The sequence below is a fragment of the Alteromonas sp. H02 genome, assembly GCF_059682525.1.
In genome coordinates this window covers 738,584-752,262 of record NZ_CM185021.1, presented here as the reverse complement: position 1 = coordinate 752,262, position 13,679 = coordinate 738,584, and the positions used below count along the sequence as shown (strand labels likewise).

The window sequence follows — 13,679 nt, the reverse complement described above, 5'->3', positions numbered from 1 at the left end:
TTTCACTGTGCAAGTAGCTGTGAATTAGAACGCATAGCTAACAGACAGGCGAATATCTCTGCCGGCTTCGTAAGGCCCTCTGACGCTGGTGAAGACCTCACTGTAATCACCCACACTGGAGTGGTCGAGATAGAGCTTGTCAAACAGGTTCGTTACCGCCAGGTTCACCTGAAGCGACTGGCTTACTTCCCAACTGCCGTAGATATCAAACAAGGTATAACCCGCTTTATTCAATTTGTATAAGGCGTCTGTCCAACCGTTTTCCAATGCCTGATGCAGGGTATCAATGTTGATATCATCTACGTAAGTTAAATTAACACCCACGCTGATTGCTGCTGTTGCTTGATAATCAGCCCCCAACACCCAGGTGTTGCCACGACTGTTCCCAAGACCAACAAATTCATACCCGTTTATATCGATGGATTTGTAGGGAACGCTATACAAGTCGCTGCGTGGTGAAAGTTCCACATCGACGCTGGAAAAACCGGCATAAATATCAATCGAATCCCAACGGTATGCCAGGTTAACCTCAACGCCCGACGATTCCAGTTCGCCAATATTATTGTAAACCGCATTGCCTGGATAACCGCTGAAGATGACATCGTCGATAACAGACTGATAAACACTAAACCGGGCTTCCAGGTTGTTCGCACTGTATGCGGCAGAAGCTTCAATATTGGTCACTTTTTCAGGTTTAAGATCGTCCGCCACCACCGGAATATCTTCGCCATCGTAAAGGTACTCATCGATAGTAAAGCCATCGCCAATTTCTTTGCCCCTGGCGGCCTGAGCAAACCCAAGGCCAAGTGTCCAGGCATCAGATAACTGATAGGATAAGCCGGCATTCAGGCTAATTTCGTTGTCATCCAGATCTGCGGCTGTGTCTGTCACAGGATCACCGTAGTATTCGTCTAATAAAATCCGCTGTTGGAAGTCATAGCTGTCATAGCGCAGCCCGTAGCTAAGCAATAGCGCTGGCGTAATCTGGCTGTGTGCCTGTGCATATATCCCAATCACACTGCTCTCTTCGGTATTCTCTACTGCGCCGTCTGCCGGGCCACTCTGAACTTCATCTTTGCGATAGTCGGTCCCGTACACAAAGGTATGATCTGTCGTTTCTGTGGTATTTCGGATATCAAAACCCACAGTGTCGATATCAGCCAGCCAGTCAAACCGACCGCCTCGAAATGCTGAACTGGTAGAGTAAGCTGTTGCTTCCAGGTACCCTAAAGCACTGTGATCCCAACGGTAATTCGCAACATAGGTGTCACGTGATGCTTTGCTCGGGTATAGCGGTGCACCTTCCAATACAACCCAGTTAGGGCGGGCCGAAAACGCGCCTTCTTCTTCACGTTGCTCAACGCTGAGAGACAAATAGTGACGCTTTGCTAGTTCACCGCTTGCCTTTACAAACAACAGGTCCTGATCAGCGGCGGTGCCGTAAACTTTATCGCCATTGCCGTCTTCCATGTCATCGCGATCGACAGTGCTGTAGTACCCCAATAGTCCCCAGGTGTCTGAAAGGCTGCCGTAAAGGCTGCCGCTGTAACGAGTGCCGTCATTGGAAAAGTAGCTGGCTTTTACTTTGCCGCCGAACTGCTCGCCTTGTGCCAGTAAGTCTTGCGCGTCTTTGGTTTTAAACCGAATAGAGCCGCCTATTGCGCCTGGCCCGCTAGTCGCTTCTCCAGCACCGGCCTGCACGTCAATTTGCTTGAGTAAGTCTGGGTCCAGGGTTACACGACCAATGTGATGGAACAGTGTGGAGGTTTGCTGTGCGCCATCAACAGTGACATTCAGATAGGCATCTTCAAGACCGCGTACATAGATTTTCTGGGCTACGCCCACAGAGCCACCCACGCTAACAGACGGAGACTCTCGGAATACATCGGCTAAATCATTGGCCTGAAACTGTTCGATATCCTGAGCAGTAATACTCAAATTGGTAGATGCCCCCACAACAGCAATATGCTCAATGGCTTTTTGCTCCTCGTTTGCATCCAACTCTGCGGCAACAACACCTGACGCCAGTGAACACACAGCACCAGCTAATACTAAATTTTTCAAGGGAATGTCCTTCTGACTCTACGACTTAGAAATAAGAAGCATTCTCATCTTCATGTCCAACAAAGGACAGTACTTTTACAACTGTTACATTCTGTGCACCAAACCATTAAGTGAAAAGGAAATCGTAAACCTGTAGCGTAACTTATCCGCCCCCATAAGCTTTTAACGTGGCGTTTGAGTACCACTTAATCTGTATGCCTGAATCGCCAGACCTTCACACACAGAGTTAAAAGCGTCATTTTCGAGCAGCGGTAACCCTGCCAGGAGCCCATTGGACAGTGTGTCGCGCAGAACAGGTGACAAACTCATACCACCTGTGATCATAACCACCTCTGGCTTTATATCGGTTTGAGCCAAACACTCTTCTATTAGACGAATCACCTTACTCAGCCAGGATTTCATTGACTGAGCTAACATCTGATAGTCGATACTAATGCTAAAATCAGCCTCTACATAGGGCAACGGCAAAGTAATTTGTGCTTTCGACGACAGCAGCTCCTTCGCCATCCGCGCTGAGTTAACTACTCTGGCCGAAAGCTTCTCTTCCTGAGTAATCAGCAGTCGCTCAAGCAGTTTAGGCTCTTTAACAATCGACATGGTTTGCATGATTTCCAGCCCGTATTCATCTGAAAAGAAACGAGTGAGCTTGGGAATATCATCAACGGCGCACATATCAGAAAAATAGGTGGGCGGCACAGGCAGCCCGTTTTGCATCGACAGCCCCTGCCCCAGATGCGGCGCAATGGCTTTTAGCACCAGATTTTTATCGCACTCCATTCCGCCCAGGCGCTTGCCCGTAACGCCGAGTACCGGGTTGTCGTGCTGCTCTGGCTGCGCTGACTCAGGGCCTAATCGGATACAACAAATATCGGTTGTCCCGCCGCCCACATCCACCACCAGCGTGGTGGTTTCTCTCGCTAACGTGCGTTCAATTTTGTAGGCAGCCGCGATGGGCTCTTCAAGGAAGCTAATGTTGTTAAACCCGGCCAATACAGCAGCTTGTTGCATAATACTTATCGCTTGCATATTGCCGGTCTCTCCGCGTGTTCCGTGGAATTTGACCGGCCTGCCAATTACCGCCGTATCGACTGCTTGCTGAAGTTGTGCTTCTGCACACTGGCGAAAATAACCAAGCTGCTTGGCAATCATTCCAACAAACGCTTCCTGCTGCTGGCTGTCTAAGCTCGCGCCCAGGAAGTTCTTTGGTGAATAGATTAACCGGCCCTTCTCCGGTGTGGCCAGAAAACGTCTGAAGCCTTCTTCACCAAAGGCAAAAGTACCGGTTTCGACTAACTGCTTGAGCGACAAATTCTGGACGGTGAGATCTTTCAGCAGTAATTGAATGGCGCGCTTTTGTAACCCAGGGCGGTCGTGAAACTGACCGCGCAGGCTTTCTATTCTGTCGCTATATACCTGTTGCTCGTTAGGATCCTGAGCTTCATAAAAACGCTGCTTTTCTTTTTCGATTTGCTCACCGATAACTCGCTGTAGCTGTGCCACTTTGGCTTCGACAATCTCATTGGGCGGCGTGGGCAATTCGTCCGGGTAATAAATAAAAATCGACGAGCGAATTTTATTCCCGTCTTTTACCTGAGGATCGAGTTTTACGTGGGAGTGATGATTACCGTCAAAAAATACCACTTCTGAATTGGACGTACCGTAATCAATACCTATTGCCGCCATGCTTTGCCTGTATTACTGAGATTAACGTTTTGCTCTATCAAGTATGTGAGCTTGTACATGCTCATTATTGTCGGGGATCATGACGGACTGATAATAAAGTGCAATCCATTTTTCTGCATTTTTGCTCAGTAAAAGCGAACCCATTGGCTAATATAGTTGTGTCATCGGCCAGCGTGTTGTCACCGATGGATTGATACCATTGGTCGGTAGGCAGCGGGGGAACAACCGCGGTCCCCACACAAAAAATGGCAAGGAAATCTAGTCAACAGATGGGTATTACCGTCATTCCGCACCTAATTAACTGATTTATTTTTCTTGACACCGATCCCCCATTTTGATCTATTACTCATCTTTGGGTGCAGCAAAATGGCTATTTCTACTACCTCCCTATCAGGGTTAACTATCAAACGCATGGACCATCTTGGTTTAGTATCCGGTATGTGTCGGGAGCTTGGTATCGCTAAGATGATTGACGCGGTTATCCCAAAAAACAATGAGCATAAGGTGACTCATGGAGAAGCCTTTGTCGCCATGCTTCTCAATGGTTTGGGTTTTCACAGTCGCACCCTACACATGTTTGCAGATTTTTTCGCTGACAAACCCACTGAACGCCTGATTGGTCCGGGTGTACAGGCCAAGCACCTGAATGATGATGTACTTGGTCGGTGTCTTGATGCCCTCTATGAAGCAGACGTGTCGTCGCTATATCAAGTCATGGCTGAGCGAGTGGTCGACACGCTGGGGTTAGCCAGTAACGCTGTGCACCTGGATATCACCAGTTTTCATGTCGATGGTGAATACGCTGTTGATGAACAAGATAGCGAGACTAAACGCATTGAGCTGGTTAAAGGTTACAGCCGGGACCACCGGCCAGAATTAAACCAGGTGATACTGGAGCTGATTTGTGAAAATCAAGCCGGTATCCCTGTCTATATGCAGGCTTTAAGTGGCAATACGAATGACCAGAAAGCTTTTGCAGAAGTCACCCGTCACCATATTCAGTGTTTAAAGGCCGCACAACAATGCCGATATTTTGTTGCCGATGCGGCGCTTTATACTGAAGAATCTATCACTGCCCTGGCAACACAGAACCAATTGTTTATCTCACGAGTCCCCATGACCATCAAAGACGCCAGGCAGCACGTAAGCAACGTGACGGAAGCCAGTCTCACTGCCATGGGTAACGGTTACCACGGTTGTTGGGTGGATGCAGACTATGCCGGAGTGAAACAGAAATGGTTGATTCTGCGCAGTGAGCAGGCGACTAAACGGGAGCAGCAGACACTGGCCCGCAATTTACTTAAAAGCAGTGAAAAAGAGCACAAGCAATTTATTAAATTGTGTAAGCAACGCTTTGCCTGCCAGACCGATGCCGAGACGGCAATGAAAGTCTTTAGCAAGACGTTAAAAACAACCCGCATCAGTGAGTTTGACTGTATAGCCCACCCCGTGTTCTTAGGTAAAGGTCGCCCCAAAAAAGGACAACAGCCAGCATACTATGAATACCAACTCGATGGGCTGATAGCCACCTGTTTGGATAAAGTTGGAATAGCTCAGGCGCAAACCGGGATGTTTATCCTCGCAACCAATGATTGTAGCGGGGAACTCAGTATGCAGACAGTGTTAGATACCTACAAATCCCAGCAACATGTTGAGCGGGGATTTCGTTTTCTCAAAAGTCCGGAATTTCTGACATCCTCACTGTTTCTAAAGAAACCGGAAAGGATTGAAGCGCTGCTCATGGTGATGACGTGCAGTCTGATGATATACGCCGCCCTTGAACACCGGATCCGAACGTCATTAAAAGAAAGACAACAATACTTCCCTGACATGAAAAAGAAACCGTCCCAGAAGCCAACGGCACGATGGGTATTTCTGTGTTTTAGTGGGATCCACGAAGTCAGCATTGGTGACTCTCCCCCCGTAATCACAGACAAACAGGAGCGCCAGCAGGTGATCATTGATGTACTTGGCACATTATACCGTAAGCGATCAATTTAGACCGTCTTTTCCCGGCGGAGCTACCCCGTAAAATGGTCCCCGTAGATTTTACTCACGGAGACTTAATCGATGGCAACAAAAAGACGTACACGCGAGCAATGGCAGGTATTGGTTGATAAGCAAGCAGCAAGCGAACTGTCGGTCAGTGAATTTTGTGCACAGCATGCGTTAACAGTATCAAACTTCTATCTGTGGCGTAAAAAACTGAGCGATGATAGCCAATCGCTTGCGCAGCAAGATAACTGGCTTGCCTTTGATATGCCAGCAAGTGCGAACCAGAGCGCAGGCTCTGCCTGGGAGATTGAACTGGCATTACCCGGTGGTGTGGTGCTGCGGATGAACCGGGCTGCCTGATGTTACCCTTATCCAATGGGCGTATTTGGCTGTATACCGGAAATACGGATATGCGCAAACAGTTTGATGGGCTGGCGGCACTGGTACAGGGCAAACTGGGGATGCAAGCGCATTGTGGTGACTGGTTTGTGTTTATCAATAAGCGCCGCACCCAGCTCAAGGTGTTGTATTACTACCAGGGCGGTTATTGTTTGTGGAGTAAACGGTTAGAAAAAGGCACCTTCGCCAAAGTGACTGACGGCAAAGCAAAAACCTCTCTCAACAGTGCCCAGTTACAGTGTTTGATTGATGGGATTTACTGGCAAAAAGGCAAACAAAACAGACGATTTAATTAACTGATTTTGTTATAATTTACGCCATGAAAACGTCCTCAGACAATCCCTCAAAAGATGCACAAATTGCGGCTTTATCCGATGAAGTTGCACAATTAAAGCATCAACTCGACTGGCTTAAACGCCAGTTGTTCGGGCGTAAGTCTGAAAAGGTGTTAGTGGATAATCCGGCGCAGAGCAGTTTGTTTGATGAGGGTGAGACACACGCCTTACCGGCAGACACCAAACCGGTGAAGGCCCATACCCGTTCCTCACAAAAGCAACGTCGCGACTCGGATGTGAATGATGAAGGCCTGCGTTTTGATGAGACGGTGCCTCAGCTGATTATTGATGTGCCTGCGCCTGAGTTACAGGGGGCGGATGCCGACCAGTATGATGTCGTGGATATCAAAGAAACCCGTCGCTTAGCACAACAGCCCGGCAGTTATGTGGTACTGGTGTATCGTCGTCAGGTCGTGCGTCATAAAACCACGCAAACCCTTAAGGATACCCCAGCCCCCATCAATGTACTGGAAGGCTGTTACTGCGATGTCTCACTACTCGCTGGGCTGATGGTGGATAAAGCGGTATATCACTTACCGCTTCACCGCCAACATCAACGCATGCTTGATAGCGGTATCACCCTTAGCCGGGCTACCTTAATCAACTGGATACAACAAGGCATTGAGCTGCTTCGGCCCATTGCCAAAGCCCAGTGGCAACACATCCTGCAAAGTAACATACTGGCCATGGATGAAGTGCCCATTAAAGCCGGGCGCACCAAAGGCGCGGGTCGAAAACCCGGACACATGAAACAAACTTACTTTTGGCCGATGTACGGTGACAGTGATGAAGTGGCCTTTACCTGGAGTCACAGCCGAGGCATGTTGCATGCCAAAGCACAGTTACAGGACTTTACCGGTACCTTGCTGACCGACGGCTATGCTGCTTATACCAAAACTGTTGAGCAGATAAACCAACAAGAACAACAGATTGTGCACGCTGCCTGCTGGGTACACATGCGCAGAGGCTTTGAAAAAGCCCTCGACAGTGAGCCGCAAGCCGCACAGCAGGCACTGGATATTATCGCTGCGCTCTACCGGCATGAAAAACACATCCGGGATAAACAATCAGACCTGGCCGATATCCATTCTTACCGGCAACAACACAGCGAACCACTCGTGACTGACTTCTTCCGGTGGGTCTACCAACAACGACAGCGCACTGATTTACTACCCAAATCCCCCTTCGCCAAGGCGCTTCACTATGCGCATGAGCGAGAAAGCCAACTCAAGGTGTTCCTGAGTAACCCCGCGTTACCCATGGACACCAATCATCTCGAACGGGCACTGCGGGTTATTCCCATGGGCAGAAAAAACTATTTGTTCTGTTGGTCTGAACTCGGAGCTGAACAACTGGGCATATTACAAAGCCTGATGGTGACCTGCCGCCTGCAAGGCGTGAATCCCTACCACTACCTCGTGGATGTATTGCAGCGTGTAGCACTGCATCCGGCCAAAGACGTACTCGACCTGACGCCAAGAGTCTGGAAAGAGAGATTCACGGACAAAAAATTAACGAGCGACTTAGATAAAATGGGGTGATCCGGGTCTATATTGATCGCTTACATTATACCAAGAGATTTATTCCTGAATTTGATGCGGAATGTCGGGTATTAAAGTAAGTGCAGGTCGTCATAGGTGTGTCTCTCCAACGCGTAAGGGGGCAAGAACCTAGCAGATTCTACCGATAGTGGAGAGCAAGGAGAAAAATCCTAAAACCTTCTGGTGGCAGGAGGTATAGCCTCTCTTGGAGCGCAGCGAAAAGATAGGCTCCAAGTGTTTATTTATTTGAATTTTTCTAGTATTTTCAGTGACTAATTCTATGCAAGAAAGCAGCCTTTTTAAAAACTAGTAAAAAGTACGAGAAAATGGATTTAAATTTAGTATTAGATAATCTGAAAAAAAATAAGAAACTTGAACCATATATCAATTATATAAGATTTCCTTTCTATCGAAACTTGGAAACTGACCTTAGAATTGACTTTGACTTTCCCTTAACGGCGATAGTTGGTCAAAATGGAACAAACAAGAGTTCTCTACTTCGCGCTATTTATGGCTGTCCAGAAGACTACAACGTAGGCAATTTTTGGTTCTCTACAGCTTTAGATCCAATATTAGAGAATGAAGGAAGACCTAGATTTATTTATTCATATTTTCAACCAGATGCAAAGAAAGAAGTTGAAGTAATCAAAACCAGAATTCAAAGGTCTTATAAAAAGAACGGTAAAAAAACGAGAGTTAACCCTGATTATTGGGAGCCTTCCCGCCCAATCATTTCTGATAAAATGGAGCCTATGCCTGAAGACGACGGTTTTTTAAAGGGAAGAAAAAAAACGAGGTGGAACCTCATTAAAAAAGACGTAATTTTTATGGATTTTAGAAGCGAGATTAGTGCATTTGATAGATATTTTTATCATGGGGATTTGAAGAAGACATTAAGGCACCACACTAAGCAAGATTATATAAGGAATAAATCTCAGCTTATAAGAGAGGCTATAGAAAAAAACCTAAAATCGAAGAAAATGTACCGTGGAAGTAAAGAACAAATTTTAAATAACGATATTCTTCCAAGAGAACAGGTTGAAATAATTTCAGATATATTGGGTAGGAATTATTCTGAGATTAGGATAATTGAACATCGCTTTTTTGCAAGGATTGGTGAGTCTGTCATCCTCTCCTCTCAAAACTTTCAATATAGTGAAGCTTTTGCTGGTAGTGGCGAGTTTGCAGTAGTAATGTTAGTGAATAAGATCTGCGATGCTAAGGATTCCTCGCTTATTATTCTTGATGAACCAGAGGTTTCTCTCCACCCAGGAGCACAAGATAGATTGGTGGATTTTTTAAAGCAAAGGATAAAGAAAAATAAACATCAGATTGTAATTGGAACACACTCTCCTTTCATTATCAGAACTTTGCCGAAAAGTGCAGTAAAGACACTATTTACAGACCCTATCACAGGCAAAATACAGGCAACTAACGAAACCCTCAGTGAAGAAGCGTTCTTTCACCTCGGTGTTAGAACACAACGAAAAACGATTTTTGTTGAAGATAGGCTTGCTACGGAAATAGTCAAAAAGGCTTTAAAGATAAAAGGCCAAGCTGTATTTGACAGTTTTGATATCAAGTTCATGGCGGGAGGGGCAAGTGTACTGTTGAGTCACTACTTACCTGCATACGCTACGACAAATCGCTTAGATTGTTTATTTTTGCTTGATGGGGATCAGCGGCCTGATACGGAAAGAGCTTTCGACTGCAGTTTAGAAGCTTTAGACACAGAACAAATTGATCGTGAAGTTCAAAGACTTCTTCATTCATCACCAGACTACAAAGTAGATGGTGGTAGCGGCGGCCCTAGGGAAGATCAACTAATAGATCAGAAACTAAAGACTATCAAGTTTTGCGATAAGTATTTAGAATATCTACCTAGCGAAAATCCAGAAGCTTTCATATGGGACAAGGGTGGTTGTGCTCTTCCTCAGGTTGATGTCTCAGAACTTTCTTATAAAGAAAGGTTTGAGCGCTTAACGAGACTCGAACTAGATCTTGCTGAATTTGAGACCCTCTCAGGGGAAGATATTTTTCATGTTCAAAAAAGATATTTAGCTAAAGTTCCGTCTATTGAGTTAGAAGAAGTTGCAAATAAAGCGGTACACTTTTTGAGCGAAAGCGGTGAGTAGAATTTTATGTCATTAAAAGTTTTTGATTTTTTTTCCGGTTGCGGTGGCACTAGTAGCGGTTTGGAATCTGTTGGTTTTGACATAGCTATGGGATTAGATTTCGATAAAGATGCAGTTGATTCATTTAAAGCCAACTTCCCAAAGGCTCAGACTGTTTGTGCTCCCATAGAGACTTTGTCGCCAGATATTTTGACCTCAATTATTGGTGATGACAGAGAAAATTTACTATTCTGTGGTTGCGCACCATGCCAGCCGTTCTCAAAGCAGAATCGACAAAAATCCAGTAATGACCCAAGAAAAAATTTGTTGGTAGAGTTTTCTCGGTTTGTTGAATATTGGACTCCGAGCTATATTCTTATTGAGAATGTACCAGGGATTCAAAAATTAACTAGCAAAGGTCCATTTCATAATTTTCTAGTTCTGTTATCAAAGCTCGGCTACCACCACGACTATGATGTTTTACCAGCTTCTAATTATGGAGTCCCACAGCGCCGAGAAAGGCTAGTACTAATTGCCTCTAATAAAGCTCCAATTGCACTCCCAGCCCCTTCACATGGCCCGGAATCATCAACTCCTTATAGCTGTGTGGAAGATTGGATTAGAGAATTACCACCTATCGCAGCGGGTGAGACTTGTGAGAAAGACTCACAGCACCAAGCCGCAAAGCTTTCACCTAAAAACCTTGAGAGAATCAAAGCTACGCCAGAAGGTGGTACTAGAGAAAACTGGCCCGAAGAATTGAAGTTAGAGTGTCATAAAAACTACAGCGGGCATAGTGATGTTTATGGCAGACTTCACTGGAAAAAGCTTGCTAGTGGATTAACAACGCGGTGTATTAGTCTCTCAAATGGGCGCTTTGGTCACCCATCTCAAAATAGAGCGCTTTCAATTAGGGAGGCAGCTAATTTACAAACATTTCCTGCTAACTATCGCTTTTATGGGAGTTTATCCTCACGAGCGAGGCAAATTGGTAATGCGGTACCGCCGTTAATGGCACAGAAGTTAGGAACCACTATAAAGATGCACTATCAGAACGTGTAACCTCTGCTTTTCACATTCGCCAATAGATTTTCTGTTATGAAAAACAAAGGCTATTCAACATAGTACCTACCAGTTGTCGATGTAACCGTTCACCAAGGCCCTATTGACAGGCAGCTTTGAAGTCGTCGAGCAGAGGATAGGACGTTTTGTTCAGCGTCGCTTCGAGAATGGCGCGGAGCCAATTCAGTGGATTCAGCTTTTGTTTCCGGCAGGTTTCGACGATGGTGAGTATACGTTGTCTGAACAGTTCCCCTCGGTGAGACCACACACCATAGCTGCCTTTTCGCCACAGCACATAGCTTCGCAATGAACGCTCGGCTTCATTGTTAGTGAGAGGGACGCCATCGTGACTGAGGAATACCCAGCACATGTCATCGTGTTTTAGCAGTAGCTTACACCGGTTCTGATAGCGGGGAGTCACACAGCGTCTTGATGCCAGTTCAAGTTGCTCTCGCCAGGCGATGCGTAGTTTTTCCATCCGGTCCAGGTATCGCTTTTCACTTAGTGCGTTACTCTCATACCGGTGTTGCAGCCGGAACAGTATGCGAATGAGCCTGACTAACGTTGTTCCATAGGTTTTATTCGTACCCCAGCTTTCCGCCAGCGCATTCATGTTTCTTAAGATATGCGCCCAGCACAATTGACGGTGGTCTGAATCGATGTAGTGATAACCGGCATACTGGTCAGTCACAACAATGTTTTCCGGATTATCGCCGAGTAGTTTCTTTGCCGCCCAGGCGCCACGTGAGAAGTGCGTCATAAAGCATGATAATTCTGCTGTGCATACCTGCCACATCCAGCGGTTTTCATTGCCCCGCTGATGACGGGTTTCATCACAATGAACCACTGCCTCATTATGCATAGTCTCTTTAATATCCTGATAGGCAGGCGTCAGCACCGCACTGACGCGGCCTTGTGCTTCAGAGATAGCACCGCGACTGAACGATAAACCAAAGTTTTGCTCGAGCTGTTGCTGGATTTTACTGATACTCTGGTGAAACTGACCCGACTGCATCGCCACATACGCCAGCAGGTTATTGCCCATCTGCCCTTGATTCACGTTGTCGGGTAGTGTGGCTTTTACCGTTTTACTGCACTGACAACACTGGCCCTGATGCAACTGATGTTCGACTACAGAGAATGCCTGGCTGGGAATATCAAATACCTGATGCCGACGATAAGGGGAATCATTGATAGCAATGTCACCACCGCAAGCACAAGTATCGTCGGGATAATAGGTGCGCGTCTCATCAACGGTATCGGCCAGCATCCGCTTACTACCTTTATGGCCGGATTGCGCACCGCGCTTACGGCCTGTCGGCTTTTTAGCTGGCGCAGAAGAGGACGCCCCCGGCCCATTAGACGATGGCGGGCGCGATGAATTACGACTGTTTTGATTCAGTCGGTCTTCGAGGTCATTTAGCCTGTCCCAGAGTGTACTAATGAGCTCATTGGCATCATCGAGATTAGTAGCGACGGGTGGCTTTGTGGGCTGCTTTTTACGTGGCATAAAACCACTCTGACAGACTGGCGGGATCAATCAATAGGATCCCCACGATCATTGAAAATAAATATTACTAACTGTCAATAGGGCCCTGGTGAACGGTTACGTTGTCGATTGGCACCCTAATAGATCCACTCATTTGCGGCGTAATGGATCCACTTAAAACCGTCATTTTCGCCCTCAAACAAGGTGATTATTTCTCGCTTTTTCCTCCCCGTCCAGTCTGATCATTGTGCTCACGTAATTTGCGATAGCTTTCGCCCTCTAAAACCAGTCGATAAGCATTGTGTCTGAGTCGATCGAGCGTCGCAGCGCCAAGCAGTTTATTTGGGAAGGCCTGACCCCATTCGCTGAAGTCCAGGTTACTGGTGATGATCGTTGATTTTTGTTCATATCGTTCATCGATTAAGTCGTGTAAATCTTCATCCTGAGGGGATTTGAGAGGCTTTAAACCGAAGTCATCAATGATGAGTAGGTCTACTTTAGCTAACGTCTGGAAGCGTTTCTCATAGGTGTTCGTGGCTCTGGCTGCATGCAAGTTCGCCAGCAGTTTTGCCTGAGTAAAGAACAATACATCAATGCCTTGTTGCACAGCACAATGCCCGATGGCTTGTGCCAGATGACTTTTACCCGTGCCGCACGGCCCTGCGATCAGCACCGCCACATATTCATCAATAAATCGGCAATCGGCCAGTTCATTGATATAAGCGCGGTTCAGGTTGGGATTGGCGTTCAGATCGAAGCTTTCCAGTGTTTTATTACCTCTGAAGCCTGCACGACGCAGACGTGTGGCATACTTTTTCTGGTCGCGTCTGGCCACTTCATCCTGTACCAGTAAAGCCAGGAAGTCGGGATAACTCAGTTGATGTTCAATGGCCTCACGATTACGCATCGCTAATGAGTCCGTCATACCAGAGAGGCGTAGTTGTTTCAGTAACGGTGTGAGTTCGGGGATCGGGTTGATCATGTGTTTTTCCTTGTT

Annotated in this window: 10 protein-coding genes; 6 read left to right on the top strand and 4 right to left on the bottom strand. The window is 46.5% G+C overall.

Annotation, left to right across the window (positions count from 1 at the left end; all coding sequences use genetic code 11):
• Nucleotides 1–24 precede the first annotated feature (24 nt).
• Together AC566Q_RS03345 and AC566Q_RS03340 are read right to left on the bottom strand one after the other, a co-directional pair.
• Nucleotides 25–2,064: a TonB-dependent receptor gene (locus AC566Q_RS03345; RefSeq protein WP_499613670.1), complete on the bottom strand. Its 2,040-nt coding sequence runs from the start codon at nt 2,062–2,064 to the stop codon at nt 25–27.
• Nucleotides 2,065–2,226: 162 nt separating this feature from the next.
• Nucleotides 2,227–3,747: an Hsp70 family protein gene (locus tag AC566Q_RS03340; protein ID WP_499613667.1), complete on the bottom strand. Its 1,521-nt coding sequence runs from the start codon at nt 3,745–3,747 to the stop codon at nt 2,227–2,229.
• A gap of 366 nt (nt 3,748–4,113) precedes the next feature.
• Here AC566Q_RS03340 and AC566Q_RS03335 point away from each other — a divergent pair, with 366 nt between their 5' ends.
• The 6 genes from AC566Q_RS03335 (at nt 4,114) to AC566Q_RS03310 (ending at nt 11,193) form a co-directional block, all read left to right on the top strand.
• Nucleotides 4,114–5,748 (top strand): IS1634 family transposase, encoded by a 1,635-nt coding sequence (locus AC566Q_RS03335; protein WP_499613664.1) that lies wholly within the window; start codon nt 4,114–4,116, stop codon nt 5,746–5,748.
• Between the two features lie 69 nt (nt 5,749–5,817).
• Nucleotides 5,818–6,102 (top strand): IS66 family insertion sequence element accessory protein TnpA, encoded by a 285-nt coding sequence (gene tnpA, locus AC566Q_RS03330; protein WP_126874056.1) that lies wholly within the window; start codon nt 5,818–5,820, stop codon nt 6,100–6,102.
• Complete coding sequence (gene tnpB, locus AC566Q_RS03325) at nt 6,102–6,437, top strand: IS66 family insertion sequence element accessory protein TnpB (RefSeq protein WP_499611571.1); 336 nt, start codon at nt 6,102–6,104, stop codon at nt 6,435–6,437. The genes tnpA and tnpB overlap by 1 nt, the downstream gene beginning before the upstream one ends.
• Before the next feature lie 23 nt (nt 6,438–6,460).
• The gene (gene tnpC / locus AC566Q_RS03320) at nt 6,461–8,017 is read left to right on the top strand and encodes an IS66 family transposase (protein WP_499611566.1); all 1,557 of its coding nucleotides are present in this window, start codon (nt 6,461–6,463) and stop codon (nt 8,015–8,017) included.
• A 326-nt stretch (nt 8,018–8,343) separates the two neighbouring features.
• Nucleotides 8,344–10,152 carry an ATP-dependent nuclease gene (locus tag AC566Q_RS03315; RefSeq protein ID WP_499613661.1) on the top strand — a complete coding sequence of 603 codons (1,809 nt, stop codon included), beginning with the start codon at nt 8,344–8,346 and terminating at the stop codon, nt 10,150–10,152.
• 6 nt (nt 10,153–10,158) lie between these two features.
• Entirely contained in the window at nt 10,159–11,193 is a 1,035-nt protein-coding gene (locus AC566Q_RS03310; protein WP_499613659.1) for a DNA cytosine methyltransferase, read from the top strand.
• Between the two features lie 100 nt (nt 11,194–11,293).
• Here the strand turns inward: AC566Q_RS03310 and AC566Q_RS03305 are convergent, their stop codons facing one another.
• Nucleotides 11,294–12,703, bottom strand: a complete 1,410-nt coding sequence (locus AC566Q_RS03305; RefSeq protein ID WP_458730159.1) for an IS66-like element ISAma4 family transposase — start codon at nt 12,701–12,703, stop codon at nt 11,294–11,296.
• 187 nt (nt 12,704–12,890) lie between these two features.
• On the bottom strand, nt 12,891–13,664 hold the full coding sequence (gene istB / locus AC566Q_RS03300) for an IS21-like element helper ATPase IstB (RefSeq protein ID WP_276309522.1): 774 nt from the start codon (nt 13,662–13,664) through the stop codon (nt 12,891–12,893).
• Between the last annotated feature and the right edge of the window lie 15 nt (nt 13,665–13,679).

Coding starts and splice junctions, on each gene's coding strand:
- AC566Q_RS03340 (WP_499613667.1), bottom strand. CDS start 3,747: ATGGCGGCAATAGGTATTGATTACGGTACGTCCAATTCAGAAGTGGTA.
- AC566Q_RS03335 (WP_499613664.1), top strand. CDS start 4,114: ATGGCTATTTCTACTACCTCCCTATCAGGGTTAACTATCAAACGCATG.
- tnpA (WP_126874056.1), top strand. CDS start 5,818: ATGGCAACAAAAAGACGTACACGCGAGCAATGGCAGGTATTGGTTGAT.
- tnpB (WP_499611571.1), top strand. CDS start 6,102: ATGTTACCCTTATCCAATGGGCGTATTTGGCTGTATACCGGAAATACG.
- tnpC (WP_499611566.1), top strand. CDS start 6,461: ATGAAAACGTCCTCAGACAATCCCTCAAAAGATGCACAAATTGCGGCT.
- AC566Q_RS03315 (WP_499613661.1), top strand. CDS start 8,344: ATGGATTTAAATTTAGTATTAGATAATCTGAAAAAAAATAAGAAACTT.
- AC566Q_RS03310 (WP_499613659.1), top strand. CDS start 10,159: ATGTCATTAAAAGTTTTTGATTTTTTTTCCGGTTGCGGTGGCACTAGT.
- AC566Q_RS03305 (WP_458730159.1), bottom strand. CDS start 12,703: ATGCCACGTAAAAAGCAGCCCACAAAGCCACCCGTCGCTACTAATCTC.
- istB (WP_276309522.1), bottom strand. CDS start 13,664: ATGATCAACCCGATCCCCGAACTCACACCGTTACTGAAACAACTACGC.